Below are 26,080 nucleotides of genomic sequence, written 5' to 3'. Positions count from 1 at the left end.
CTTAGCTATTTCTGCCTCTACACTATATAGTGATATATATAACAGTCAAATGAAGACTATAACAGTTGGAGGTCCAATGGAAATAAAGCTGAATCGTCAGTCCGATCAATCTTTAATTGATCAAATTTCAACTATCCTTGCAGAAAAAATAAGATCAGAATTTTTACAGGAAGGGAGTCAATTACCTTCTATTCGGAGCTTTTCAAAAGAAAATCAAGTGAGCCCTGTCACGGTCAGTAAGGCATATGCCTTATTAGAAAGAAATGGTTATATTGAAGTGATACATGGCAAGGGGGCGTTTGTTCGAAACAAAGAACAAAGAAGCACAAATGAGAGCCGTAGTGATTATAATTGGCAACTAACCATTCCTGATTACATTCAACGTTCACAATCTATGTTAAATAAAAGAATGGAGTATGCGATCAAATTCTCAAGTGCTACCATCCACCCTGGGTTATTACCCTCTGTTTATTTGGTAAATGAAATTGTAGAAATATTACAGACAGATCCTCAGATTGTCGCTCGTTATGGAACGGTACAGGGGGATGAAGATGCACGAAAGGCAATTCGAGACTATGTACAAGCATATAGTAATATTGCCACAACACCAGAGGAAATTATTGTGACAAACGGTGTGCAACAAGGTATAGATATAGTGGCTAAAACATTTATTGGACCTGGAGATATTGTCATTACCGAAGCCCCTACATATACAGCAGCAATCGATGTCTTTAGAAATCGGGGGGCCCACATTATTCCCATACCAGTAGACGAGGAAGGAATGCAGACAGCTCTTCTAGCGACACTCTGCCTAAGCAAACAGCCAAAGCTTATCTATACAAATCCAACCTTTCACAATCCGACAGGCACAGTTTTAAGTGAAGTGAGAAGGAGCGAGTTACTGGATCTTGCCCAACAATATGGCTTTCTTATCGTAGAGGACGATTCATGGAATGAAATCTATTTTGACGATAACCCACCACCACCACCTCTGAAAGCTTTAGATACAAGGGGTCATGTTATTTATTTAAAAGGCTTTAGTAAGACGTTGGCCCCGAGCTGTAGAATCGGCGCTATCCTTTCAAAAGGTACCGTTCATCAACGACTTTTATCTGCCAAATCCAGTGCCGATTCGGGTAACCCCTTATTAACACAAAAGGCACTGATTCCATTTTTACGTTCAGACCGAATGCATGCCCATTTAGAAAAACTGCGCATTGCACTAGAGATAAGAAGGGATCAGACCATTGCATTGTTGAATAAGCATGCACCAAAGGGCGTTACGTGGATCGAGCCAAAAGGTGGACTTAATATTTGGGTGTCTTTACCTAGTAATGGCAATACGGATGAGCTGTTATGGAAGGCTCAACAAGCCCAAATTACCTTTTTACCAAGCTCAGCTTGTTATCCAGGAGAGCCACAATATCACCATCTAAGAATTAGTTACTCTTATCCTGAACCCCACGACTTAACACAAGGAATCATCAAGCTTTGTCAGCTTATGGAATCCTATTTACAGGACATGCCACCAGTTCGTTGATAGTTTGTTGTTCTTTGTTTACCTGCGGTTTGGTGTTATGATGAATAGTGGATATCAATAATCGTCTACATAAAAATCGTGTGGGCATGAACAATACCTAACATGAAAGAGATGGAATAGTGGAATGAGTCATTTAATTGTACAAAATTTAACCAAAACAGTGGGCGATAAAACGCTTTTTCAAAATATTGAATTTACCATTTATGAGGGAGAGCGGGCAGGCTTAATCGGTATAAATGGAACGGGAAAATCAACCCTGTTATCCATTTTAGCTGGGGACATGGAAGCGGATTCGATGATAGTAGATCGTCCGAATAAATACCGTGTCGCTTATTTACCACAGGAGCCTACATTTCAGGCAGGTGAAACAGTTTTACAAGCTGTCTTTTCAGGCGATTCGCCCATTTTACAGCTGAATCGTCAATATGAGGAAACGGTTGCTGCTCTAGCAAGTAACCCAACATCCGAAAGTTTACAAAAGACGTTATTTAGTCTGCAACAGCGCATGGATGAAGAGCAGGCATGGGATGTCAATGCCCTTGCAAAGACGGCCTTAACAAAGCTTGGGATTGAAACTTTTGAAAAAGAGGTACTAACGCTATCAGGCGGTCAGCAAAAACGTGTTGCATTAGCGAAGGTGTTAATTGAACCAGCGGATCTTTACTTATTAGATGAGCCCACCAACCATTTAGATGTACAGTCTACAGAATGGCTTCAAGAGATGGTCTTACGATTAAAGGGTGCAGTGATTTTCATCACCCACGATCGTTATTTCTTAGATGAATTATCAACACATATTTACGAGTTAGCAAATCAAACCTTGTATCGTCATACAGGGAATTACGGTGATTATTTAGAGGCTAGAGCTATTCGTGAGGAGATGCAAGCTGCTTCTGCACAGAAGGATCGCAATCGTTATCGTTCAGAATTAAAATGGATACGTCGTGGTGCGAAGGCGCGTTCAACTAAGCAAAAGGCTCGTATTCAACGCTTTGAAAAGCTAGAAGAAAACCTAGAACGCAAAACAGAAGATGTTTCCTTGGATATGGGACTTGCGACAACACGTCTTGGACGTAAAGTGCTGGAGGCTGAGAAAATTTCGAAAGCCTTTGGCCAGCAAAAAATCCTTGAAAACTTCTCATTTCTACTACAGCAAGGTGATCGAATTGGCATTATCGGCGCGAACGGTGTAGGAAAATCAACTTTGTTGAACATGCTAGCAGGAGAGCTGACACCCGATCAAGGTGAAATTCTTGTTGGGTCAACGGTCAAGCTGGCACATTTCAAGCAAACATTGCCGAAAATGAATGAAAATGAGCGCATGATTGAATATATACGTGAGGCTTCAAATGATATTACCGATGCAGAGGGTGTCCGTTACTCAGCTGCTCAAATGCTGGAGCGCTTTTTATTCCCGTTGCATGCTCATGGTACTCCAATTGGAAAATTATCGGGCGGTGAGCGCAAGCGTCTTCATTTATTACGTTTATTGATGGAGCAACCAAACGTCTTATTATTGGACGAGCCAACGAATGATTTAGATATTGAAACATTAGGTGTGCTAGAGGATTTCATCGAGCATTTCCCAGGCGTGGTTATCACGATTTCCCATGATCGTTTCTTCCTCGACCGTATTGCGAAAAAGCTATGGATACTAGATGGTCAGGGACAAGTAGAGGAAACACTGGATTTATACAGTGAGTATCTGGAGAAACGTGAGCAGACAGCTGCTGTCAAAGTAGAAACGCCAAAAGTAGAAAAGCCAAAAACAGAAAAGCCAAAATCAGACAAAAAAAAGCTATCGTTTAAAGAGCAAAAAGAATGGGAAACGATTGCAGACGAGATAGAGAAAACAGAAACTGCTATTATGGAGACCGAAGAAGGAATCGCCAATGCAGGCTCAGATTTTACCAAGCTACAGGAATTAACAGCTAAGTTGGATGAGCTAAATGCACAGTATGAGCATCTAATTGAAAGATGGTCGTATTTAGATGAAATAGTTAACGGATAAGGAGCGATAGACATGAAGATTATTACCATTGAACCGACGCCAAGTCCCAATTCTATGAAGATTGTTGTTGATACAGAGCTACCATTCGGGAAGAGCTATAATTTTACAAAGGATAATAAAGACGAAGCAACAGGTGAGGCAGCTGCTATTTTAGCGATTGAAGGAGTAAAGGGCGTTTACCATGTAGCCGATTTCTTTGCTGTTGAGCGCAATGCCAAATATGCATGGGAAGGCATTCTAGCAAGTATTCGTCAAGTGTTAGGGGAAGATGTCCAAACACAAGAAGAAACGGTTATGGCCAATGAATTTTATGGAGAGGTTTATGTCCATGTACAGTTTTACAAGCAGGTACCTTTACAAGTAAAAGTTTTTGATAACCAACGCGAATATCGTATGAGCTGTGGAGACCGTTTTGTGGATGCTTTTAATCAAATTATTGAGTCAGCAGTAGATGAAAACTATATTTTCCAACGTAAGTGGATTGATTATGGGGTTCGCTACGGTGAGCTGGAGGAAATTGCTGAAACAGTCAAACAGGAGATTGATGTTACTTATTCTGCAGACCGTTTAGCGGAAATTGTTACAGCGATCAATAATGATGGTGAAAAAGCCGCTGTGAAAACGGACAAACTCAAAGTGACAGTAGAGCAATTCAAGCAACCTGAATGGGAGAAACGCTTCCAATTGCTCGATCAAATGGCTGATCCTGAGCTAGACGATCTACCGCTATTAGATTTAGCCTTACAGGATGAACAAATGTCTATCCGTCGACTAGCGACGGTGTACTTAGGCATGATTGAGGATGTGGCAGTTGTCCCTTATTTAGAAAAAGCCCTACAAGATAAAAGTGCAGCAGTACGCCGAACAGCAGGTGACTGCATGAGTGACCTTGGCTTTGTAGAATTTGAAGAAGCCATGCTGCAAGCCTTACAGGACAAAAACAAATTGGTTCGCTGGCGTGCAGCCATGTATTTATATGAGGTCGGCACAGAACAGTCCTTACCAGCATTAAAGGCTGCCGAGGATGACAAAGAATTCGAAGTGAAGCTACAAGTGAAAATGGCCATTGCCCGTATCGAACAAGGCGAAGAAGCAAAAGGCTCGGTTTGGAAGCAAATGACCGAATCCCGTCAACAATAATCAGGAAAAACCAGCAAATGCTGGTTTTTTCTATTTTGTAATGGTTGGCGTTTGCTCTAATAAGTGAATGAGGTTGCTCCTGAATAGTGATAGGTCCTCTCCAAGAAGTGAGCGAACCACTCCAAAGAAGTGGGAACCCGCTCCAAATAAAAGTAATTCCGCTCAAAAAAAGAATTGCCCTCTTCCAAACTAAAAATCTCTAACTACCTCAAAATTCAAAAATAATACTCTCATTCATTCGATAGATTGATCGAAAAACCGTGTAAAACAGAAAAAAATGTATTTTTCTAGTGATTTATTGCTAAACAAAAAGTTAAAGGCGTTCTTTGAATCATTAACATATTGTCTAGTTTCATAGAGAAAGGACAATGTTAAAATAACATAAATTCAGAATATTCTTTAAAAATAGGAGGGTCCTTTGCATGACAGTAACTAGTTTAAAGACAACAAAATCGTATGTGCGAGATCGTGAGACGGTCATCGCCTTAACACAGAAGCTCGTGCGCATTGAAAGCGTTTACCGTGAGAACGATCCGAAGGGCAATGAGCAAGAGGTGGCAACTTTTGTAGCGGCGTATTTACGAGATATTGGCATCGAGACGCATATCGAGGAGGTTGTGCCAGGGCGACCAAATGTCATTGGTATTATTGATTCGGGCAAGCCTGGGAAAACATTACTTTTCGAAGGACATACGGATGTGGTGACAGAGGGCAATCGAGAGGCTTGGGCCTATGATCCATTTGGAGCAGAAATTGTAGATGGGCGTATGTATGGCAGGGGAACGAATGATACAAAAGGGAATCTTGCTTGTATGATTACAGCTTGTCAGTCATTGCTACTAGATCAAGAGGCGTTTACGGGCAAAATTATTTTATGTATTCCATGTGATGAAGAAGGGCTTATGCTAGGCATTAAGCATTTTATTAAAAATGGCTGGGCCGATGGTGTGGATGGTGCGATTATTTGTGAGCCACAGGAAAATAATGTGTGTATTGCACAACGCGGGGCTATTCGTTTACAGGTAGATATTTTCGGTAAAATGGCGCATGGTGCGATTTCGTGGAGTGGCATCAATCCTAACTGGCGTATGGCACGTTTCATCGTAGAGCTTGAAAAGCTGGAAAAAGAGGAGCAAGCACGATTAGGGCGTGATCCAATGCTGAATTGGCCATCTATTACACCAACCATTTTACGAGCGCCTGTGAAGGGAGATGCGCAAATCAATGTCATTCCTGATCACTGTATGACAACACTCGATATTCGTACGGTGCCTGCGCAGGACCATGATGAACTGCTGGGTAAGATTGAAGCGATTATTAAACGATTACAAGCGGATGATCCTGATTTCAAAGTAGAACTGACGGTTCTTGATAACCGACCTGCAACAGCAACAGCAAAGGAAGACCCTGTTGTACAGGCTATTTATGAAGCTGTGGGAGAGGTAACAGAAAAGGAACCAAAATATAACGGTGTTCCAGGCGCGACAGATGGTACGTTTCTTCATGTGCATGGAATTCCGATTGTAACGGTTGGTGCAGGAGATCGAGAAATCCCTCATCAAATCAATGAGTATGTGGATATTGAAGAATTGGCAGAAACAACGGCCATTTACCGTTTAGCAGCATTAAAATTTTTGGCGGGTGATGCACAATGACGGCTATTAAAATAGCAGTAATACCAGGAGATGGCATAGGAAAAGAGGTTATGCAGGAAGCGTTAAAAGTTTTAAATTGTTTGCAAGAACAACATAGCTCCTTACAAATTGAAACAACCATCTTTCCTTGGAGCTCCGATTACTACGTGCAGCATGGCTGTATGATGCCTAATGATGCACTAGCAACACTTCAAACATATGATGCGATTTTATTTGGGGCTATTGGCGATGCTCGTGTGCCCGATGATGTTACTGTTTGGGAATTAATTATGCCCATTCGAAAGCATTTTCAGCAATATGTGAATTTCCGTCCTATTAAATCGCTGCCTGGAATAGCGTCGCCCTTAGCTAACGGCAAAGAAATTGACTTTGTGATCTTCCGTGAAAATGCAGAGGGTGAATATTCGGACAGTGGTGGTCGACTGTACCAACAGCAGCCGCAGGAAATGACGATTCAAAATACAATCATGACGCGAATTGGGATTGAAAAAATTGTCCATGCTGCCTGTGATTATGCGAAGCAACATGGTAAAACCAAAATAACAAGTGCGACAAAATCGAATGCCATTATTCATTCGATGAAATTCTGGGACGAGCATACAGGCAAAACGGTGAAGCAAAGTTCACCAGCACTACAGCTCGAATCCATTTATATCGATGCACTCGTCGCCTATTTCGTAGAACGACCACAGAATTTTGAAGTGGTGGTAGCGTCGAATTTGTTTGGCGATATTTTATCCGATTTAGGCTCTGCTATTGTTGGAGGACTTGGTCTATCTCCATCAGCCAACCTGAACCCCGAAAAGGATTTTCCATCGATGTTTGAGCCTGTTCATGGCTCAGCACCAGATATTGCAGGCAAGGGCATTGCCAATCCAATCGCTCAAATTTGGTCGCTTGCCTTACTGCTTGGCCATCAAGGCAGACCAGATTTAGAACAGCTCATTGTTAAAGCCATTACAGCTGTGCTGCAAGAAGGCGTTGTGAAAACAGCAGATATTGGTGGACAAGCGACAACAGCACAAATGGGCGATGCGATTTGTCAGGAAATTATTAATAGAACTTTAACAGCAGGAGGTGTTTAGCATGGCAGTTGAGCAAAAGGTGGTTGTGGTTACTGGTGCAGGAGGCGGTATGGGAAAGGCCATTATTCACGAGCAATTAAAGCTGGGCAATCGAGTTATTGGACTTGATCTATCCATAGATGCCTTATCAGATATTACACAGGATGCCCTTCAATGCTTTGAAGTCAATGTGTTACAGGAGGAACGTGTACAAGACATCTGCCAGCAGGTTTTTGATAAGTATGGCAGAATAGATGGCCTTGTTAATGCACTGGGAATTGCCCAGTCAGCTACACCGATTGAAGAGGTCACTATGGATGAATGGAATCGTTTAATGGATGTTAATGTGAAAAGTTTATTTATCACAACAAAGGCCGTTGTCCCTTTTATGAAAAAACAGCAAAGGGGTTCTATTATTACAATTGCCTCAATTTCAGCAGTGCGACCAAGACCAGGCTTACAGGCTTATATTGCCTCAAAGGGTGCAGCAGAGAGCTTTACGAGAGGATTGGCAATTGAATTAGCATCTAGTCAAATTCGGGTTAATACGATTCATCCAGGACCAGCCGACACACAAATGCTTGGTCAATTTGCCGCACAGGGTGCTGATGTAGAGCAGACGAAGCAGAGTGTCTTTGTGCAATCTGTGCCATTAGGGCGATTGGTGAAGCCAGCAGATATTGCAGGAGCTGTTAGTTATTTACTCTCAGATGCAGCAAGCATGGTCACAGGGACGACATTACATGTAGATGGTGGCCGTGGATTATAGGAGGGGTACAATGAAAAAAATTCCTATGTTGATAGATGGTGAGTGGGTTCACGGTGATGCACAGACATACCTCGATGTTAAGAATCCCTCAACAGGTGAAGTGATTGCACAAATTAGCAACGCGAGTAAAGAACATGTAGAAGAGGCAGTACGTGCAGCCCGTGTAGCCTTTGAACGAGAGGACTGGCGTCAATGGAAAGCCTATGAACGTGGGCAGTTATTGATCGAATTTGCTCATTATATTCGTAAGCATGCAGAGGAATGGAGTTTACTAGAATGTCGGGATGTAGGAAAGCCCTTATCACAGGCAAGAGCAGATATTGAAGCAGCGGCTCGCTATTTTGAATTTTATGGCGGTGCAGCGGATAAGGTAATGGGAGATACAATTCCGATTGAAGATGGACTATTAAATGCAGTAGTGCTAGAGCCAGTGGGCATTACGGTACATATTGTGCCATGGAATTATCCGATTCAAATTACGGCAAGAAGTGTAGCAGCCGCTATAGCAACTGGTAATGCAGTCATTGTGAAAAGTGCGGAGGATACACCGCTAACAACACATGCCATTGCAGAATGGTTCGCCGATAAGTTGCCGAAAGGGATTTTCCAGCATATTACGGGCTTGGGACGAGAAGTTGGTCCTTATTTAACTTCACATCCCGATATTAATCATATTACGTTTACAGGTTCTGTTCCCACAGGAATTGCGGTGATGAAGGCGGCTGCTGAAAATGTTGTGCCTGTGACATTAGAGCTTGGTGGTAAATCTCCTAATATTGTTTTTGCGGATGCTAATATGGAGCAGGCATTAGAGGGAGTCGTACGTGCAATTATTCAAAATGCTGGTCAAACTTGTTCAGCAGGGGCACGTTTACTCATTGAGGAACGTATAAAAGAGTCCTTCATTTCCCGATTAGCCCAAAGGTTCCAAGTGATCCAAGTAGGACCAGGTGAAGCAGATATGGAGATGGGACCGTTACTGAATGAACAACAATATACAAAAATCACTGCATTATTACAGCAAGCAAAGGTAGATGGCTATGTTGTGACGGGTGGGGAACCATTGACATTGGCAGGCTATGAGAACGGCTTTTATGTTCAGCCAACTATACTTGATGGTGTTGATCCAAATGATCCATTAGCTCAGGAGGAAATTTTCGGTCCAGTGTTAACCGTCTTGACATTTTCCACTGTAGAGGAGGCCATCGCATTAGCCAATAGTACGGACTATGGTCTAGTGGCGGGCATTTGGTCACAAAATATCGATACGGCTCACTATGTGGCAAGTCGTGTGCAGGCGGGACAAGTATTTGTCAATAATTATGGGGCTGCTGGAGGCATTCAAATGCCATTTGGAGGCTATAAAAAAAGCGGAATTGGTCGAGAGAAGGGCTTTGTTGCACTGCGAAACTATACGCAAATGAAAAATATCGCTATACGCTATGCACCACCTAATCAACACTGAGATGGAGGGACGCATATGGAACAGCCAAAAGAAAAAGATGTGCTTTTAGAGGTCAATCACTTATCAATTAAATTCCATTTAAAAAATGGCAAAGAGGCAAAAGTTGTGGAAGATGTGAATTTTACGATTCATAAAGGAGAAACCGTTGCACTGGTTGGTGAATCGGGAAGTGGCAAAAGTATTACATCCTTAGCCATTATGCGGCTGCTGCCTATACCTCCAGGAGAAATTACGTCAGGTTCTATCACTTTAAACGGTAAAAATCTACTTACCTATAAAAATAAAGAAATGAGCCGTATACGAGGCAATGAAATTAGTATGATTTTTCAAGAGCCCATGACCTCTTTAGATCCCGTTTTTACGATTGGCAATCAAATGATTGAAGGCATACGAAGACACCAAAAGGTATCGAAAAAAGAGGCATGGAATAAAGCGCTACAGCTTTTAAAAGAAGTCGGGATTGCGAATGCAGAAAAGGTCATCGCTGAATATCCTCACCAACTTTCAGGCGGGATGCGACAACGCGTTATGATTGCCATCGCAATGTCAAATAATCCGCAGCTATTGATTGCGGATGAGCCAACAACTGCACTTGATGTCACGGTTCAGGCACAGATTTTAAAGCTGATGCTAAAAATGAAGGAAGAGCATCGATCAGCCATTTTATTCATTACCCATGATATGAGCGTTGTTGCAGAGACAGCTGACCGCGTTATGGTGATGTATGCGGGACAGATTGTCGAGGAGGCCCCAGTAAGAGAGCTCTTTTTAAATCCACAGCATCCTTATACAACAGCGCTTTTAAAGACGATGCCAAGCCTTGAAACAGATGTCAAAAGGCTACCATCGATTCCTGGTACTGTGCCACCTGCGTATGCATTACCTGACGGCTGTCGCTTTGCGCCACGCTGTCCCCATGCGCTGGCACATTGTCATCAGGAGCAACCTGCTGTTCATCACATTCAGGAGGCACATAAGGTACGCTGTCATTTATTCACGGAGAAAGGAGAGCTGGCTCATGACAGAGAAAGAAGTTTTGCTGGAAATTAATCATTTAAAAGCCTACTTTCCTGTGAAGCGTAAATCGATGAAGGAAGAGAAAAAGGTCATAAAAGCGGTTGATGATATTTCGATTGAGATTTATAGAGGGGAAACACTTGGAATTGTTGGTGAATCAGGCTCAGGAAAATCCACCTTTGGGCGAACAATTTTAAAGCTCGTTGAACCAACAGCAGGAGAAGTGCTATATAAAGGACAACCCATCCAGCATTTAAAGGGGAATAAGCTACAAAGTTACCGTAATCAAATGCAAATGATTTTTCAAGATCCCTTTGCCTCTCTCAATCCTCGAATGCGAATCGGTTCTATAATCGAAGAGCCGATGAAGCTACAATTAACCTTGACGAAGGAGCAACGCAAAGAGCGTGTGAAGGAGCTATTACAAAAGGTAGGGCTACCTGAGGATGCCATGCATAAATTTCCACATGAATTTTCTGGTGGGCAGCGGCAGCGTATTGGAATTGCACGGGCATTAGCGATTCATCCAGAATTCATTATAGCCGATGAGCCCGTTTCAGCATTGGATGTGTCGGTGCAATCACAAGTGCTCAATCTCATGATGGATTTACAGGATGAATTTCAATTAACCTATTTATTTATCTCACATGATTTAAGCGTTGTGAAGCATATTAGTGACCGTGTGGCAGTGCTGTATTTAGGTAGAGTAGTGGAGATTGGGACAAAGAAGGAGCTATATGCCAATCCGTTGCATCCCTATACACAAGCATTACTATCTGCAATACCAGTTGTTAATTTTGATGAGCCTAAGCAAGAAATACTTTTACAGGGCGAGTTACCAAGTCCGATGAATCCACCTGTTGGCTGTGTCTTTCATACACGTTGCCCGCATGTGATGGAAAGATGCCATCAGGAGAGACCGAAGCTTCACAATGAAAATGATCATCAACGAGTAGCCTGTTTTTTATATGATAAAAAATCAGAAAATTATAATTATTTAAAAAGTGAGGTGTGAAGAATGTTTGGCAATATAACGGATGTGCCAGGTGTTAAGGTAGGACATCGCGAGAACAAGGAGGGCATCACAGGCTGTACGGTGCTAGTAGTGGAAAACGGAGCAGTTTGTGGAGTGGATGTTCGAGGCTCTGCACCAGGTACTCGTGAAACAGATGCGTTAGATCCCATCAATGAAATTGACCGAGTTCATGCTATTTGTTTAGCTGGGGGTAGTGCGTTTGGGTTAGATGCTGCTACAGGCGTCATGCAATTTTTAGAGGAGCAAGGGATTGGGGTAGATGCAGGAGTAGCAAAAATACCGATTGTACCAAGTGCTGTACTCTTTGACTTGTTTATCGGTGATCCACATGCACGACCTACAGCACTAATGGGCTATGAAGCGGCACAAGCGGCACAAGTTGGCTCATTTCCAAATGGCAATGTAGGCGCAGGCTACGGAGCAACTGTAGGCAAATTAGCTGGTCCAGAATTTGCTATGAAGGGTGGACTTGGTAGTGCTTCCTATGCGGGAAAAGATGGTCTTGTAGCAGGTGCTATCGTGGCTGTCAATGCAGTTGGAGATGTCAAGGACCCGACAACGAGGAAAATTTTAGCTGGAGCAAGAGATACGCATTCTGGTCAATGGGTGGATTGCTGTGCCTATTTAGAGCAACATGCACAATCAGAGGCTTTAGCGGGTACAAATACAACCATTGGTGTTGTGGCAATGAATGCCAAGCTAACGAAGGCTGAGGCTAAAAAGATTGCGCAGCTTACGCAAAATGCCTTAGCACGCACGATTTATCCTGTTCATACGATGCTGGATGGCGATACGATTTTTGTGCTTGGTACAGGGGATCAATCCTATGCACTTGATTATTTAGGCCAACTAGCGACAAAGGTGATGGAGGAAGCAATTCTGGCTGGCATTAAAGCCGCTGAACGATTGGCGGATGTTGAGAGTTATACAAGCATTCAAAAGACAAGCACTTAGAAAAAGGGGGAACAGCCATGCAATGGAAAAAAAGCGGATTAATACTACTAACAGTGTTAATGGCAATCGTTATGGCAGCGTGTTCAAGTGATGGAGAGAAAACGACGACTACTTCAGGTACTACAGATGGTCAAGCGGCAACAGATGCTCCACAGGAAATTGTTGTACGTGTGAATGATGATCCAGATTTTTTAGATCCACATAAAGCGACAGCGTCCATTTCTTATCAAATGATTCTAAATATCTTTGAGGGGCTAATGGCTCCTGAAACGGATGGCTCCTTAAAGGAGGGACTTGCTGAAAGCTATGAAATTTCTGAGGACGGCTTAACCTATACGTTTAAAATTCGCCAAGGTGTGAAGTTTCATAATGGTGATGATTTAACGATGGAGGATATTCAATATTCCTTTGACCGTTTAATGGGGAAAAATGGTGGGGAAAAAATGTCCAATAGCTTTGATAATGTAGCATCTACAGAGGCGCCTGATGCAAGTACATTTGTGATTAAGCTAAAAGAGCCAAATTCAAATTTCTTGTATTCATTAACAGGCAGACAATCAGCTATTATTCCAAAGAGCAATGATGGAAAGCATAATGAAAATCCAATTGGTACAGGTCCATTTGCCTTTGTGAAATATGCACCAGGTACAAATTTAGAGCTTAAGAAAAATGAACAGTATTGGCAAGAAGGATTACCTTATTTGAATAAAGTAACCTTTGCCTTCCAATCAGATGATCAGGCAGCCATTATGAGCTTAATGGCAAACGAAGTTGATTTAACGAGTGTTCCTTGGCACCGTGTGAGCGAGGTAGAGGGAAGCTATAATTTATCACACCAAAATAATAACTCTTCTCTTATTGTTACATTTAACGAAACAAAGGCACCATTTGACAATGTGAAGGTTCGTCAAGCAATCAATTACGCCATTAGTAAAGCCGATATTATTGACTCTGTGTTTGCAGGCTATGCTGTGCCACTTGGCTCTAATATGAGTCCAGCGATGGGCGATTTCCAAAAGAAGGGCTTAGAAAGCATGTATGAGCGAGATGTGGAAAAAGCGAAGGCGTTATTAGCAGAAGCAGGATATCCAGATGGCTTTAAAACAAAAATTACAGTGTCTTCACACAATGATATTTACTCAAATATTGCCCAAATTGTCGTAGCTAATCTACAAGAGATCGGAATTGATGTAGAAATTGAAGTAGTGGAATGGGGAATTTGGCTAGATCGCGTTTACTTTGGTCGTGACTATGCAATGACAACGATTGACTTAACAGGTCGTGCATCTGCTTTTGAAGTGTTGAATGATTACATTTCTACAAACGATAGTGAAAACTTCTTCTTATTTAAAAATGAAGAATACGACAAAATTATGGCTGATGTTTTAAAGGAAACCGACCAAGCCAAGCAAATAGAGTACTATCATCGTGCACAGGAAATATTAGCTGAGCAGGCAACAGCAGTGTATATTGCGGATTATCAAATCGTTTGGGGATCTGACAAACAGGTGACGGGGCTCAAGAGCTATCCATTCTGGTTCCACGATATGTCAGAGGTCAAGTTTTCAAACTAGAAAGGGATGAGTGCTTATGATGTATATCCTACGTCGAATCATCCTGTTAATAACAACCATCCTTCTAGTATCCATTATTACATTTGGTGTTTTTCAAATTTTACCTGGTGATCCAGTTCGCACAATGCTAGGAACAGAGGCGGATCCCACTCAAATTGAAAATTTACGATCTGAGCTTGGCTTGGATCGTCCTCTTTATGAACAATATATGGATTGGATGAAGGGCTTATTGACAGGGCAATTAGGGAATTCCATTCGATTTTCCATGCCAGTAAAAGAATTACTATTTGATCGACTTCCTGTCACCATGTCATTAGCAGGACTCACCCTTATCATTGTCTTAATCATCTCATTACCTTTAGGGATGTTTGCAGCAAGAAGACAAAATAAATTAAGTGATGTGTCATTATCGACTGTAACCCAGATCGGTATGGCAGTGCCTTCCTTTTGGTTAGGGATGATGCTTATTCTTTACATTGGCCTACAGTTCAGCTTCTTTAAAATAAGTGGCTATATACCTTGGACACAAAGTGTAGCAGGGGCGCTCAGTACCCTAATACTTCCTGCCTTAACGATTGCGATTCCCCAAATTGCGGTGAATTTTCGTTATGTTCGTACAGCCATTTTGGAGCAGGTCCAGCTCGATTATGTCCGTACGATACGCAGTAAAGGGATGTCTGAACAAAATGTAATGTATAAGCATGTTTTGAAAAATTCCATGATTCCGATATTGACGGTTTTTGGGTTGATTATGGCGGAGGTTGTGGCAGGAACGATTATTGTGGAGCAGGTGTTTTCATTGCCAGGGATTGGTCAGTTATTGATTACGGCTATCAGTAATCGTGATTTTCCACTCGTACAAGGGATCGTTATGTATATTACAGTAGCTGTCGTCATGATTAATTTTATCGTGGATGTTTTATATTCTGTGTTGGACCCTAGAATTCGATTACGTTAAGAGGTGACTACCATGAAACAATTACAGCGCTATACTAAAAAAATCAATTTAGTCATTGGTCTCCTCGTCATTGTTGGCTTTCTGCTCGTCATGATTGTTAGCTTTTTTTATACACCCCATGATGTCAACGCGATGAATATACCTGAAAAATTGCGTGGTCCAGGTGGTGCCTATATGTTTGGAACAGATGAATTTGGGCGAGATATTTTTAGTCGCATTATGAAGGGGACACAAACAGCCTTTGCCGTGGGTCTATTAACGGTTGCGATTGGAACGATATTTGGTATTCTCATAGGCGGAATTGCAGGCTATGTTGGTGGCTGGGTCGATGAAATATTTATGCGTACGATGGACGCTTTAATGGCCTTTCCAGGAATCATCTTAGCATTAATGCTTGTAGCAGTATTCGGCCCAGGAATAACGAATACAGCGATAGCGCTGGGGATTATCGCGATACCTGCTATTGCGAGGATTGCCCGCAGTGGCTTTGTGCAACAACGTGACTCGGAATATGTGCTGGCAGCGAAATTAATTGGTGTTAAGCCTTATAGCATCATGTTTCGTCATATTTTGCCAAACATTTCGTCGCAAATTATTGTGGCAGCAACTGTGACTTTTGCGACAGCCATGTTAGCCGAGGCAGCACTGAGCTATTTAGGGCTTGGGGTACAGCCACCAAACCCTAGCTGGGGTAGAATGTTAAAAGATTCACAAGCCTATTTAATCGGTGCCCCTTGGTATACGTATGCCCCTGGAGGAGCCATTACCATTCTTGTTTTAGGCTTATATATGCTCAGTAATGCTTTACGAGATTTTATGGACCCGCGTTCAAAATCGTAATAGATCAGGTGCTGTCTTTTGCAACAGTTCATATGCCTTAACTGCCATCTCAAGATTGAGGCGATGGGGAGCTTGTAAAAAATCAGCACCTAGTATACTTTCTAAGCGTTCTATTCGTTTGTAAAGTGTTTGACGGACAATAAACAGCTGTTCTGCAGTATCATTTTTAGCTCCATTACAGGACAGATAAACAGCTAATGTTTGAAATAAATCATGGCTACTTTTTTGGTCTAATACTAAAATTTCCTGTAAATAATCTTTTACAAATTGTAAGAGAGCTGTTTGATCCTGCTGTAATAACAATCGATAAACACCTAAATCCTTATAATAGATGGAGCTCGTCAATTGATGATGCTGCATTTGGATGGCTGATTTGGCTTCCTTATAGCCCAGATGAACACTTTCGATCGTTTGATAGACATTGCTAATACCATAGCTAAGGGTAAGTTGCTCAAAAAATTGTGCTGCTTTTCTTGCAATGATTTGTGAAATGGCTTGATCAAAAGCGTCGCGATTGTCTTTCATATAATCTGCGGCAATGAAAAAGGCTAAAATAATTATCTCGTGCTGTCTTACTGAAACAGTAGGGAAAAAGCCAAGCTTTTTCAGAATCGAACGAACATACATGGCATTTTGTAGCTGGATTTCCTGCCATTCTTCTTCAGGCACAGTATTGGCTTCATCATGTAGATTGAACACGATGACTCGGTAAAATAAATTACGACTTTCGATTGGTAAATAGCTTTGGTAGTATTGAATATCTACTGGCTGACCTTGAATTAAGGCTAGTATGAATTCATCTTCCCGGCTTTGCTGTCGCTCCTGAAGCATGCGGTTACGCATTAAAATATGGGCAATCGACATAGTTGCTCGTTCAAGATTTAACAAGGTGTAATCACTCTGCTTTGGCAGTTCAGAATGCATACATAAATAGCCCCACACTTGTCCAAGTCCATTAACAGGAATAATGACAAAATGGTCTTTACCCAAGGATAGAAGGTACAAGGGCTCTTGTAGTTCTAACTGCTGACAATGCTCCTCCATGACACGTAAATATTTTTTAGCCTCCATAGGATAATAAAAGCTTTTTGTATCTTCTGAAACAAATAGAAAGGGAGCATTTGTATCTTGATGGAGCACTTGTAATATTTTTAAAATACCATTTGGCATTAATGATAATTCCATAAACGTTTTGGATAGTGTATCTAGCTGTGTAAGTGCCTGCTGGTGTTGATTAATTATGTACGTGTGCAAATCTTGCGTAATATCAATAAATCGTACAATTTCCTCAAAGATGATGATAGGGAAATGATGGGCATTTGCCATGGCAATCAATTCTACGGGAACATGGTCAAAATAGTCGCCAATTTCTATACAAAGACCAGCTGCCTCATTACGAATAAGGTTTTGTAAGTAGGCTATTTGTGTTTCTCGTTCTAGCTGTAAACCGACACCCGTCGTTAAAATTAATTCACCACCATTGATTAAGGTTTCAAAATCTTTAATTTCTAATATATGTGTCCACAATACTTGGCGATCTAGGCCGTGCTGCCCTGCAATAAGCTTCGCCGATTCAAAATGCTTGCGCTTGAGGACATCACGTACGAGTAGAGGATGTTTCGACATCAATTAGCACCTGCCCTTCGAATGTACAATGTCTATTTCATTATGTTAGAGAAATCAGAAAATTTCAATATTAACTAGCTTAATAGGGAAAATGGTGATAGACAAAAAGACACCGATGATACACGATTGGAGGTCATGATATGGAGCGAAACGATCAGTTTACACATACTTTACAGCAAAAAGATCATGAAAACATTTGGCATCACATGTCTATCTATAACGACAAAGCACCTCCCATTATTGAGCAGGGAGAAGGGGCATGGATTACAGATAGTTTAGGCAATCGCTTTTTAGATGGCATGTCAGGCTTATGGGCAGTGAATGTAGGGTATGGGCGTGAGCGTCTTGCTAGGGTTGCGTATGAGCAGCTAAAAAAGCTTTGCTATGCTCCTTTAACACAAAGCCATGAACCTGCCATCAGGCTCGCTGAAAAAATAAACAGCTTACTTGATGATGACTATATGATGTTTTATTCCACTAGTGGCTCAGATGCGAATGAAGTAGCGTTTAAGTTAATACGTCAATACCATCAACAAAATGGGGAAGGGAACCGCTACAAAATCATTGCTCGTTATCGGGGCTATCATGGCAGTTCACTTGGGGCATTAGCAGCTACAGGTCAGGCATTACGGAAATTTAAGTACGAGCCGCTGACACCAGGCTTCTTACATGTTGCTCCACCTGATCACTATCGTCGTCCAAAAGGGCAGTCAATTGAGGCATACAGCCTAGCACTTGCCCGAGAATTGGAAGAAAAAATTATTTGGGAGCAAAAAGAAACCATTGCGGCTGTCATTATGGAGCCACTCATCACAGGTGGTGGAGTGCTTATTCCACATCCAACTTATGTCAAAGAAGTCGAGCGCATTTGTAGAAAGCATGGAGTATTACTCATCATGGATGAAGTCATTTGTGGCTTCGGACGGACAGGTAAGCTATTTGGCCATCAGCATTTTGATATTCGACCAGATGTCATTACCATGGCGAAAGGATTAACGAGTGCCTACCTACCACTATCCATTACAGCTATACGGAAAGACATTTATGAAAAATTTAAAGAGACGGACGGCTATAGTCATTTTCGCCATATCAATACGTTTGGGGGCAATCCAGCAGCTTGTGCAGTGGCCTTAGAAAATATAAAAATCATGGAGGAGGAAGGACTTGTGCAGCGAGCAAGAGATTTGGGTATTCAATTCCTACATGATTTGCAAGACCTATTAGAGCTGCCTTTCGTTGGCGATATTCGTGGGCTTGGGTTACTCATTGGCATCGAGCTGGTTGAAGATAAACAATCTCAAACACCTGCTAAGCCTGAGCTAATCGCGAAAATCATGGCTGATTGTCAAGCAAATGGCTTAATTATTGGAAGAAATGGTGATACAGTTGAAGGCTTCAATAATATCATTACGTTAAGTCCACCGCTGTGCTGTACAGACGAGGACTTTGATTTTATGGTTGCTGTATTAAAACGAGTATTTGCAGCCAATGTCTAGCCTAAGGCGATTCCAAATGTGCGAAAAACACGAGGAATCGCCTTTAATACTGTCGTTTATGCCCTTTCTTCACCTCTTCCCAGTCAATTTCGATGTTATGCAACACACGTGTTAGTAGACTGTGAATGCTGTTAATCTCCTCATTGGAAAACCCCTCAAGCGCACGGGCATTGGAATATTCGCCCTCCCGTTTTAAAAAAGGATAGATGTCCATGCTTTTAGCTGTAGGAAAAAGTAATTTATTTTTCTTATTACCTTGTTCAATTCGTTTTTCAATAAAGCCTTTGGTCTCCAATTTTTGAATAGCTCGTGAAGCCGTTGTACGGTCTACCTTTAATAGCTCTGCGACTTTCTCTTGAATAATACCTGGATGTTCACAAATACGGATGACATATAAATATTGCCCCTTTGTCAAATCCAATTCCTTGAATTCAATATTGCTTATCGAGTCTAATGCCCGTGCTATGGCACCTATTTCACGTAAGATTTCTTTCATGTTCGATCCTCCTGAGATTTTTGTTGTAATTGCAATAAAAATCATTCTATACTAATACTATCATCTTCAAAGTGAAATTGCACCTAGAGAAGATGATAAGGCAGGAGAAACTAGGAGGAATAGTAATGACTATAAAAAAAGTGACAACTGAAGCAGAATTACAAACAGCGTTTGATTTTAGACGAAGCGTTTTTATTGAAGAGCAGCAAGTCCCTGAGGAAGAAGAATATGATGAATTTGATGCACTGGATGCTCCATGCGATCATATTTTGGTGTATTACAATGAGCAACCTGTTGGAACAGGGAGACTTCGAGTTGTAGAGGACTATGGCAAATTGGAGCGTATTTGTATATTAGAAGAATACCGCAAATATGGCCTTGGTAAGGAAGTTATTGTGGGCCTAGAGCAAATTGCTCGAGATAAAGGGCTAACAAAAGCAAAATTAAATGCTCAGTCCTATGCAGAAGGCTTTTATGAAAAATTAGGCTATCAGCGTGAAGGTGAAGAATTTATGGATTGTGGCATACCCCATATTTTAATGAAGAAATACTGGTAGCAGACGAAATTCACACGATTATAGAACATGCCAGACTTAGCGTCATACTTTGTAACTTTTTAATCGTTGCTTGGGTCTACTGCTGAAAGGGGGGATGTTGTTGAAGAAATGGATATGTCTTTGTATCATGTGTTTGTTGTTACTGACTGCTTGCGGTAGTCAAGTCATCATCGAATGGGTTGATTTAATCAAATGGGATGGTAAGCAATATGAAGCTGTATATGAAGTAGCGTTAGCCGATCGTTCATTCATTGATAAGGAAATAGGGGAAGTTGATTTTAAAGTGGCAGATCATATCAAAAGAACTTCCTATCGCTTTAAGGATGGCGATGCAGCCTTCCATGAGAAGGGAACAAAGCTTTATGCGATAAAGGGTCTGGACGATGCCATTGCGGTAGAGGATCAGTCGGTTATTAATGGCTATCGAATTTATATGATAAGAGCTGAAGCTCCGCCGCGACGGAATTTTGATCAGGTTCCATTAGAAGAAGTGAAGAAAATAGAATTTTACTCATCTACGGAAGAAGGCAATCGGAAAACGGCTAGCTATACAAACCAGTCTGACATGGCAGATATAAAGGCAATTTTAGTCAATAGTAAACCAGCCCCATCCTTTGAGCCAAACGGGGATACGAACCGTTATGATGTACTCCTTTATACAGACGATGCCATTGCTTTTCAATATGGCATACAATTTGATGGTACTACTTATTTTTGGTTTCCGTCAGAAAACGCGATTTTATCGAATGATATACAGCAGTTTATTTCCAAAGATTAGCATACTTCTCTAAAGAGAATTCCATACTACTTTCTGTAATGGTTAGGCGATCAGGAAGATTAACACTTTAGCAAAATGCGCCAATTAAAGAAAGCTGCCCAAACGATAAGGCAGCTTTCCTTTATTTTTTCTTTACAACCGTACCTGCAAAGCTATCATGAGGAAGACGTTGACCATGCTGCTGCTCAAAGGCTTGGCGATCTTTAAGATAATCGAACGTACTGATAGTGTCTCGATAAGCCATGCGTTTAATAATTTGACATTCTGATAATGGACGACCATCTTCATTTTCGAGTGTCAATCCCATTGCTTTGTAGCCAATCGTTTGTCCGTTTTTACGGAGTTGTGCATATTCTAGCGCCCACAATACCACGGTTGGCGTAACGAGTGCATGAACAGCCTCATTTTTTACTTTTTTTCGTAGGAAGTATTCAACCCCAAACGTGACAGCTGTTGAAACAGCTGTATCGATTAAAAATGCAGCTGTGCGTTTTTTTGTCATCGATTCCATATAAGCCCTCCTTTAATGACCTGTCACTAGTACATACGAACAATAAGAACAAAAAGTTTCGATTTATCCTAGTTTCATATCTAATGAAAGTACAGGATAGGATGGAATCGCCCCATGCTTTGTTGTTGAAATGCCCGCATATCCGTTTGCAAAAGATAGCAGAGACATTGCATACTGTTCACAATGAGCTGCCACTTGATCTACTGTTAGTTGATGATGAAGAAATTGACTTAAAATCGCGCCAATAAAAGCATCACCAGCACCAGTTGTATCAACGGTTTGTACCTTGTTAGCAGGAGCCTTCACATGATGTTTTTTCGTATATAAGGTAGCCCCAGCAGCACCATGTGTAATGATAATAACTTCTACATATCCCTTGAATAACGTTTGAACAGCTTCCTGTTCATCTTCTAGAGTTGTTAAAAACAACAGTTCTTCCTCTGAAAGCTTGACAATATGGGCTTTTGGTAAAAAGGCTAGAATGGTTTCACAACACGCCGTCTTATCCTGCCATAAAGGAAGGCGCACATTCGGATCGAAGGATATAAGGCTTCCTGCTTGATGTGCCTGTTCAATAAGGGCAAGATGTGCTTGTTTCATAGGACTCTCTACAAGATTAACAGAGCAAAAGTGAACGATATCGTGCGCTGTTAATAGCTGCGAGGGGAGGTATTCCTGTTTGTATAAGAGATCTGCAGCATGTCGGCGATAAAATTGAAAATCTCGTTCGCCATGTTCATTTAATGAAACAAAGGCAAGACTTGTTTCACCATCCGTTGATTGACGAATAAACTGTGTATCTACACCTGCTTGCTGCAACGTTTTGATTAGGAAGTCACCAAAGGCATCCTGACCGACTTGTGTGAGAAGGGCCGCCTGCTGTCCTAGCTTTGCACAGACAGCGGCTACATTGGCAGGTGCTCCTCCTGCATGTTTAGTAAAATGCTCAATGTTGGCTAGGGAGCCGTGCTGCTGTGTCGGTGTAAAGTCAACTAATAATTCTCCAATTGTGAAGAGCTTGCCCATTATGAGACCTCCTGTGGTAGTCGCTTTTTCTTAGGAACATAAATGGTATAAAAAATACCAGCGAAAATGAGAAGGATCCCCATCGTTTGCGTAAAGCTTGGCATAAAATCAAGCAATAGCATATCCAGTAAAATGGCGACAACAGGGTCGACAAAAACCAATACAGAGACAAGAATCGTAGACAGGCTACGAATACTATCAAAAAATAAATAGTAAACAAATCCTGTATGAATAAAGCCTGTGCCGAGTATATAAAACCAATTGGTTGACGTTAATCCATCAAACAGTGAGAAGTCGATAAAAGGCAGTAGTATCACGATTCCAACTGTTGTTTGAATATAGGTTAACGCATACGAGCTAAGCTTCGTGATGGTTTTGCTTGTTAGCATTGTAAGGGCATAAAATACCGCTGACAGTAAGGCCCAGATAAAGCCAGAATGCATAAATTCTGAGAACGACACAAAATTATTGAGACCGATGATAAAAATACTACCGATAAAGCAAGTGATTGTTGCAACAAGTGCCTGAATGGTCATTTTTTCCTTCAAAAAGATAGCGCCTAAAATTAACACAAATATGGGGGCTAAATTATAGATGGAAATGGCAATTGAAATGGACATTTCCTCAAAGGCTTTAAATAAAAATACCCAGTTTAACACAATAAAGACACCGCAAATAAGCGTTTGAAAAATTTCTTTCTTATCCCATACCTCTGTTTTATGTCCACCAGTGATGAGCCACATACCACCTAGAAAGAGGGTTGCGCAAATGCATCTAACAAAGACAAGCTCTGTAGCGGGAACACCAGTGTGAACGGTAAAAAAGCCGATGGAACCAAACAGTGCCATGGAGACGGTTAGTTTAATGATTGCTGAGATGTTCATCCGAAACCTTCCTTCTATTATTTTAGTAAACTATAAGTAGTAAATACAGCTATTCACGAATTTGGCCGTTGCCATGAATAACATATTTTGTTGATGTTAATGCAGGCAAGCCCATTGGTCCACGGGCATGTAGCTTTTGTGTACTAATACCGATTTCTGCACCATAGCCAAATTCAAAGCCGTCTGTGAAGCGGGTTGAGGCATTATGATACACTGCTGCTGCATCAACATTGTTTAAGAACGTCTCGGCGGTTAATTGATCTTCTGTAATGATGGCCTCAGAATGATTTGTGCCAAAGTATTGAATATGCTCAATCGCTTCATAGACATTTTCCACCAATTTAACGCTTATTTTTAAATCAAGGAACTCTGTCGCATAATCTTCCGCCGTAGCTGGAAGAGCAGCTGCAAATTGCTGACATATTTGCTCATCACCGATGATGGCTACACCTGCATGATGAAGGGACGTTAAAAGCTGGACGCCATGTTCTTGAAACCAAGTAGGATGAATGAGTAAGCTTTCTGCTGCATTACAAACAGAAGGACGCTGTGTTTTAGCATTTAGACAGATTTTCTCTGCTTTTATGTAATCCGCCATTTCATCCACGTAAATGTGGCAGTTGCCTGCACCTGTTTCCAGTACAGGAACAGTCGCTTCATTGACAACTAAATCGATCAGCGCTTTGCCACCACGAGGAATGAGCACATCCAAGTACTCTTTTAAATGGAAGAGTTCTTTGGCTGTTTCGCGGCTTGTATCCTCAATTAATTGAACAGCATCGGTAGGGATGGATGTTTTAGCAAGCGCGCGATGAATACTTGCAACAAGAGCCATATTAGAAAACTTAGCAGAGGAGCTTCCGCGCAAAATAACTGCATTACCTGTTTTTAGAGAGAGTGTTGCTGCATCGATCGTGACATTTGGTCGAGCTTCATAGATCATACCAATAACACCAAGTGGCACAATTCGTTTTTCAATGCGGAGCCCATTGTCTTTTTCAATACGTTCAACAATTGTACCTACTGGATCGTTTAAGGAGACGAGTAAATGAATGGCATCGGCCATTGCTGCAATCCGTTCTTCATTGAGCATGATGCGATCCAATGTAGACGCAGGGATACCTTGCTGCTCCCCTTGTGCCAAATCCTTTGCATTTTCAGCCATAATGTCAGATTGATCGATTAATAGCTGTTCTGCAATTTTTTTCAGTGCCTCATTTTTCTCGCAGGTTGTTTTAATATTTAACATGTAGCTTGCGGCTTTTGCGCGTTGTCCTTTTTCTTGAATTTCACTTGTCATTTGTCATTCCTCCTTAATTCGTTTGAATTTTCAGCCATTTGTCTCGATGAATTACCTCAATAGGGCTTTTCAGCAATGTATCAGTCCGTTTTCCCATGGCAGAGAGAAGCTCTTGGGAAGAGTACAGTACTTCGCCACGTCCTAGTAAGTCCTTCTCACTATAGACTTCTACAACATCACCATTGACAAACTCACCTTCTACACGATAGACGCCAGCAGGCAATAGACTCTTACCATTATTCATTAAGGCCTGTTCTGCACCACTGTCTATAAAAATTTTACCAGAAATTTCCGTGAGTGCAATCCACTGTTTATGATTTGTTAACACTGCGAGCTCATCATGCTCCACATAAGTGCCATCACCATGTCCTGCTAAAATATCGACGAGCTTCTGTGCACCATGACCTGTACCGATAAATACCTTCACACCTGCACGTAGCGCTGTTCGTGCTGCCAGCAGCTTAGAGGTCATGCCACCTGTGCCAACCTTTGATCCTGTTCCATCCGCAAAGCGTAGCAAATCGTCTGTAATAGCAGCTAGTCGATCAATGCGCTCTGCCTGAGGGTTTTTATTGGGATTGGCATTATAAAGGCCATTGATATCTGTTAAAATGATGAGCTGATCTGCATGGACAAGTCCACTGACGAGTGCTGAAAGCATGTCGTTATCTCCAAAGGTTAATTCACTAATTGACACTGTATCGTTTTCATTAATAATCGGTAGCATGGATCGCTCTAACAATTCCTCGAAAGTCGCATAGGCATTTTTATAGCATTCTTTTTTAGAAAAATCTGTTCGTGTCAATAATATCTGTGCAGGCATGATATCGTAAATACTAAATAAGGCACTGTACGTTTGAATAAGTAGGCTCTGTCCTACAGCAGCAGCTGCCTGCTTTCCTTTCACTGTCACAGGGCGAGCAGGGTAGCCAAGTTGTTTAAAACCCGCCGCTACAGCACCTGAAGAGACAAGTAACACTTCATGTCCCAATTTCTTCAACTCGGCGATTGCCTGTACATGGTCCATTAAGCGAACTTTATCGATTTCACCCTTCGCATTCGTTAAAGAGCTACTACCAATCTTAACAACAATTCTTTTTCTCTCCATCTCACGACCTCCATCATTGCTGAATCAAGATAAAAAAAGCCTTTTCATCCTAAAAATTAGGACGAAAAGACTTGCCTTCCGTGGTACCACCTACATTGAATATCATGCGACATTCCACTTTTCTCATAACGCTCGAGACTGCGCCTAGTTTGGCTAGGACGTTTCACGAAGTAGGTTTCATTAGTCTTTCTTGTACAATGCCTTCCAGCCGATGGGCATCGCTCTCTTTTCAAGCAGTGGCTAACTACTGGTCTTCGTTCGTTTTCTCATCTATT

The 26,080-nt window shown here is 41.6% G+C and carries 23 protein-coding genes; 16 read left to right on the top strand and 7 right to left on the bottom strand.

Translation table 11 applies throughout. The features are described from left to right. Positions 1-76 precede the first annotated feature (76 nt). The 13 genes from pdxR to NY607_RS02865 all read left to right on the top strand — a co-directional run bounded on the left by pdxR (position 77) and on the right by NY607_RS02865 (position 16,023). The gene (pdxR, locus tag NY607_RS02925; RefSeq protein ID WP_237900209.1) at positions 77-1,540 is read left to right on the top strand and encodes a MocR-like pyridoxine biosynthesis transcription factor PdxR; all 1,464 of its coding nucleotides are present in this window, start codon (positions 77-79) and stop codon (positions 1,538-1,540) included. A 124-nt stretch (positions 1,541-1,664) separates the two neighbouring features. Continuing rightward, positions 1,665-3,551 carry an ABC-F family ATP-binding cassette domain-containing protein gene (locus tag NY607_RS02920; protein ID WP_259419133.1) on the top strand — a complete coding sequence of 629 codons (1,887 nt, stop codon included), beginning with the start codon at positions 1,665-1,667 and terminating at the stop codon, positions 3,549-3,551. Between the two features lie 12 nt (positions 3,552-3,563). Further along, positions 3,564-4,691, top strand: coding sequence for a conserved virulence factor C family protein (locus tag NY607_RS02915; protein WP_131519780.1), 1,128 nt, complete (start codon positions 3,564-3,566; stop codon positions 4,689-4,691). 422 nt (positions 4,692-5,113) lie between these two features. Next, positions 5,114-6,346 carry a M20 family metallopeptidase gene (locus tag NY607_RS02910; protein ID WP_131519781.1) on the top strand — a complete coding sequence of 411 codons (1,233 nt, stop codon included), beginning with the start codon at positions 5,114-5,116 and terminating at the stop codon, positions 6,344-6,346. Beyond that, positions 6,343-7,431 carry a tartrate dehydrogenase gene (locus tag NY607_RS02905; protein ID WP_131519782.1) on the top strand — a complete coding sequence of 363 codons (1,089 nt, stop codon included), beginning with the start codon at positions 6,343-6,345 and terminating at the stop codon, positions 7,429-7,431. The genes NY607_RS02910 and NY607_RS02905 overlap by 4 nt, the downstream gene beginning before the upstream one ends. A gap of 1 nt (position 7,432) precedes the next feature. Further along, positions 7,433-8,179, top strand: a complete 747-nt coding sequence (locus tag NY607_RS02900) for an SDR family NAD(P)-dependent oxidoreductase (protein ID WP_131519783.1) — start codon at positions 7,433-7,435, stop codon at positions 8,177-8,179. Between the two features lie 10 nt (positions 8,180-8,189). Next, positions 8,190-9,644: an aldehyde dehydrogenase family protein gene (locus NY607_RS02895; protein WP_048390125.1), complete on the top strand. Its 1,455-nt coding sequence runs from the start codon at positions 8,190-8,192 to the stop codon at positions 9,642-9,644. 15 nt (positions 9,645-9,659) lie between these two features. Then, positions 9,660-10,694 (top strand): ABC transporter ATP-binding protein, encoded by a 1,035-nt coding sequence (locus NY607_RS02890; protein ID WP_004229594.1) that lies wholly within the window; start codon positions 9,660-9,662, stop codon positions 10,692-10,694. Continuing rightward, the gene (locus NY607_RS02885) at positions 10,663-11,676 is read left to right on the top strand and encodes an ABC transporter ATP-binding protein (protein ID WP_066037719.1); all 1,014 of its coding nucleotides are present in this window, start codon (positions 10,663-10,665) and stop codon (positions 11,674-11,676) included. Before NY607_RS02890 ends, NY607_RS02885 begins: the two co-directional genes overlap by 32 nt. Positions 11,677-11,679: 3 nt before the next feature. Then, entirely contained in the window at positions 11,680-12,651 is a 972-nt protein-coding gene (locus NY607_RS02880) for a P1 family peptidase (protein ID WP_054550828.1), read from the top strand. 17 nt (positions 12,652-12,668) lie between these two features. Further along, entirely contained in the window at positions 12,669-14,225 is a 1,557-nt protein-coding gene (locus tag NY607_RS02875; RefSeq protein WP_009374229.1) for an ABC transporter substrate-binding protein, read from the top strand. A 16-nt stretch (positions 14,226-14,241) separates the two neighbouring features. Next, positions 14,242-15,183: an ABC transporter permease gene (locus NY607_RS02870; RefSeq protein ID WP_131519786.1), complete on the top strand. Its 942-nt coding sequence runs from the start codon at positions 14,242-14,244 to the stop codon at positions 15,181-15,183. A 12-nt stretch (positions 15,184-15,195) separates the two neighbouring features. Continuing rightward, positions 15,196-16,023 (top strand): ABC transporter permease, encoded by an 828-nt coding sequence (locus NY607_RS02865; protein WP_004229583.1) that lies wholly within the window; start codon positions 15,196-15,198, stop codon positions 16,021-16,023. On the opposite strand, the gene NY607_RS02860 is transcribed toward NY607_RS02865, so the two are convergent. Continuing rightward, entirely contained in the window at positions 16,012-17,649 is a 1,638-nt protein-coding gene (locus tag NY607_RS02860; protein ID WP_259419132.1) for a PucR family transcriptional regulator, read from the bottom strand. The genes NY607_RS02865 and NY607_RS02860 overlap by 12 nt on opposite strands. Positions 17,650-17,789: 140 nt before the next feature. Here NY607_RS02860 and NY607_RS02855 point away from each other — a divergent pair, with 140 nt between their 5' ends. Beyond that, on the top strand, positions 17,790-19,145 hold the full coding sequence (locus NY607_RS02855; protein ID WP_131519788.1) for an aspartate aminotransferase family protein: 1,356 nt from the start codon (positions 17,790-17,792) through the stop codon (positions 19,143-19,145). Between the two features lie 43 nt (positions 19,146-19,188). Here the strand turns inward: NY607_RS02855 and NY607_RS02850 are convergent, their stop codons facing one another. Continuing rightward, positions 19,189-19,641, bottom strand: a complete 453-nt coding sequence (locus tag NY607_RS02850) for a MarR family winged helix-turn-helix transcriptional regulator (protein WP_237900219.1) — start codon at positions 19,639-19,641, stop codon at positions 19,189-19,191. 125 nt (positions 19,642-19,766) lie between these two features. On the opposite strand from NY607_RS02850, the gene NY607_RS02845 reads away from it, so the two are divergent. Together NY607_RS02845 and NY607_RS02840 are read left to right on the top strand one after the other, a co-directional pair. After that, positions 19,767-20,198 (top strand): GNAT family N-acetyltransferase, encoded by a 432-nt coding sequence (locus NY607_RS02845; protein WP_066037722.1) that lies wholly within the window; start codon positions 19,767-19,769, stop codon positions 20,196-20,198. 100 nt (positions 20,199-20,298) lie between these two features. Further along, the gene (locus NY607_RS02840; protein WP_048390137.1) at positions 20,299-20,976 is read left to right on the top strand and encodes a hypothetical protein; all 678 of its coding nucleotides are present in this window, start codon (positions 20,299-20,301) and stop codon (positions 20,974-20,976) included. 121 nt (positions 20,977-21,097) lie between these two features. Here NY607_RS02840 and NY607_RS02835 read toward each other — a convergent pair whose 3' ends face one another. The 5 genes from NY607_RS02835 to proB all read right to left on the bottom strand — a co-directional run bounded on the left by NY607_RS02835 (position 21,098) and on the right by proB (position 25,805). Next, positions 21,098-21,487 carry an RDD family protein gene (locus tag NY607_RS02835; protein WP_048390139.1) on the bottom strand — a complete coding sequence of 130 codons (390 nt, stop codon included), beginning with the start codon at positions 21,485-21,487 and terminating at the stop codon, positions 21,098-21,100. A gap of 63 nt (positions 21,488-21,550) precedes the next feature. Next, complete coding sequence (locus NY607_RS02830; RefSeq protein WP_115673921.1) at positions 21,551-22,513, bottom strand: carbohydrate kinase family protein; 963 nt, start codon at positions 22,511-22,513, stop codon at positions 21,551-21,553. Next, complete coding sequence (locus NY607_RS02825; protein WP_259419131.1) at positions 22,513-23,397, bottom strand: DMT family transporter; 885 nt, start codon at positions 23,395-23,397, stop codon at positions 22,513-22,515. The genes NY607_RS02830 and NY607_RS02825 overlap by 1 nt, the downstream gene beginning before the upstream one ends. Before the next feature lie 49 nt (positions 23,398-23,446). After that, positions 23,447-24,697 carry a glutamate-5-semialdehyde dehydrogenase gene (locus NY607_RS02820; RefSeq protein WP_131519794.1) on the bottom strand — a complete coding sequence of 417 codons (1,251 nt, stop codon included), beginning with the start codon at positions 24,695-24,697 and terminating at the stop codon, positions 23,447-23,449. 13 nt (positions 24,698-24,710) lie between these two features. Next, positions 24,711-25,805 (bottom strand): glutamate 5-kinase, encoded by a 1,095-nt coding sequence (proB, locus tag NY607_RS02815; RefSeq protein ID WP_131519795.1) that lies wholly within the window; start codon positions 25,803-25,805, stop codon positions 24,711-24,713. Positions 25,806-26,080: the final 275 nt, after the last annotated feature.

The organism is Lysinibacillus sp. A4 (assembly GCF_024919535.1).
Lineage (GTDB): Bacteria > Bacillota > Bacilli > Bacillales_A > Planococcaceae > Lysinibacillus > Lysinibacillus capsici.
This window is presented reverse-complemented; position numbering and strand designations above follow the sequence as displayed.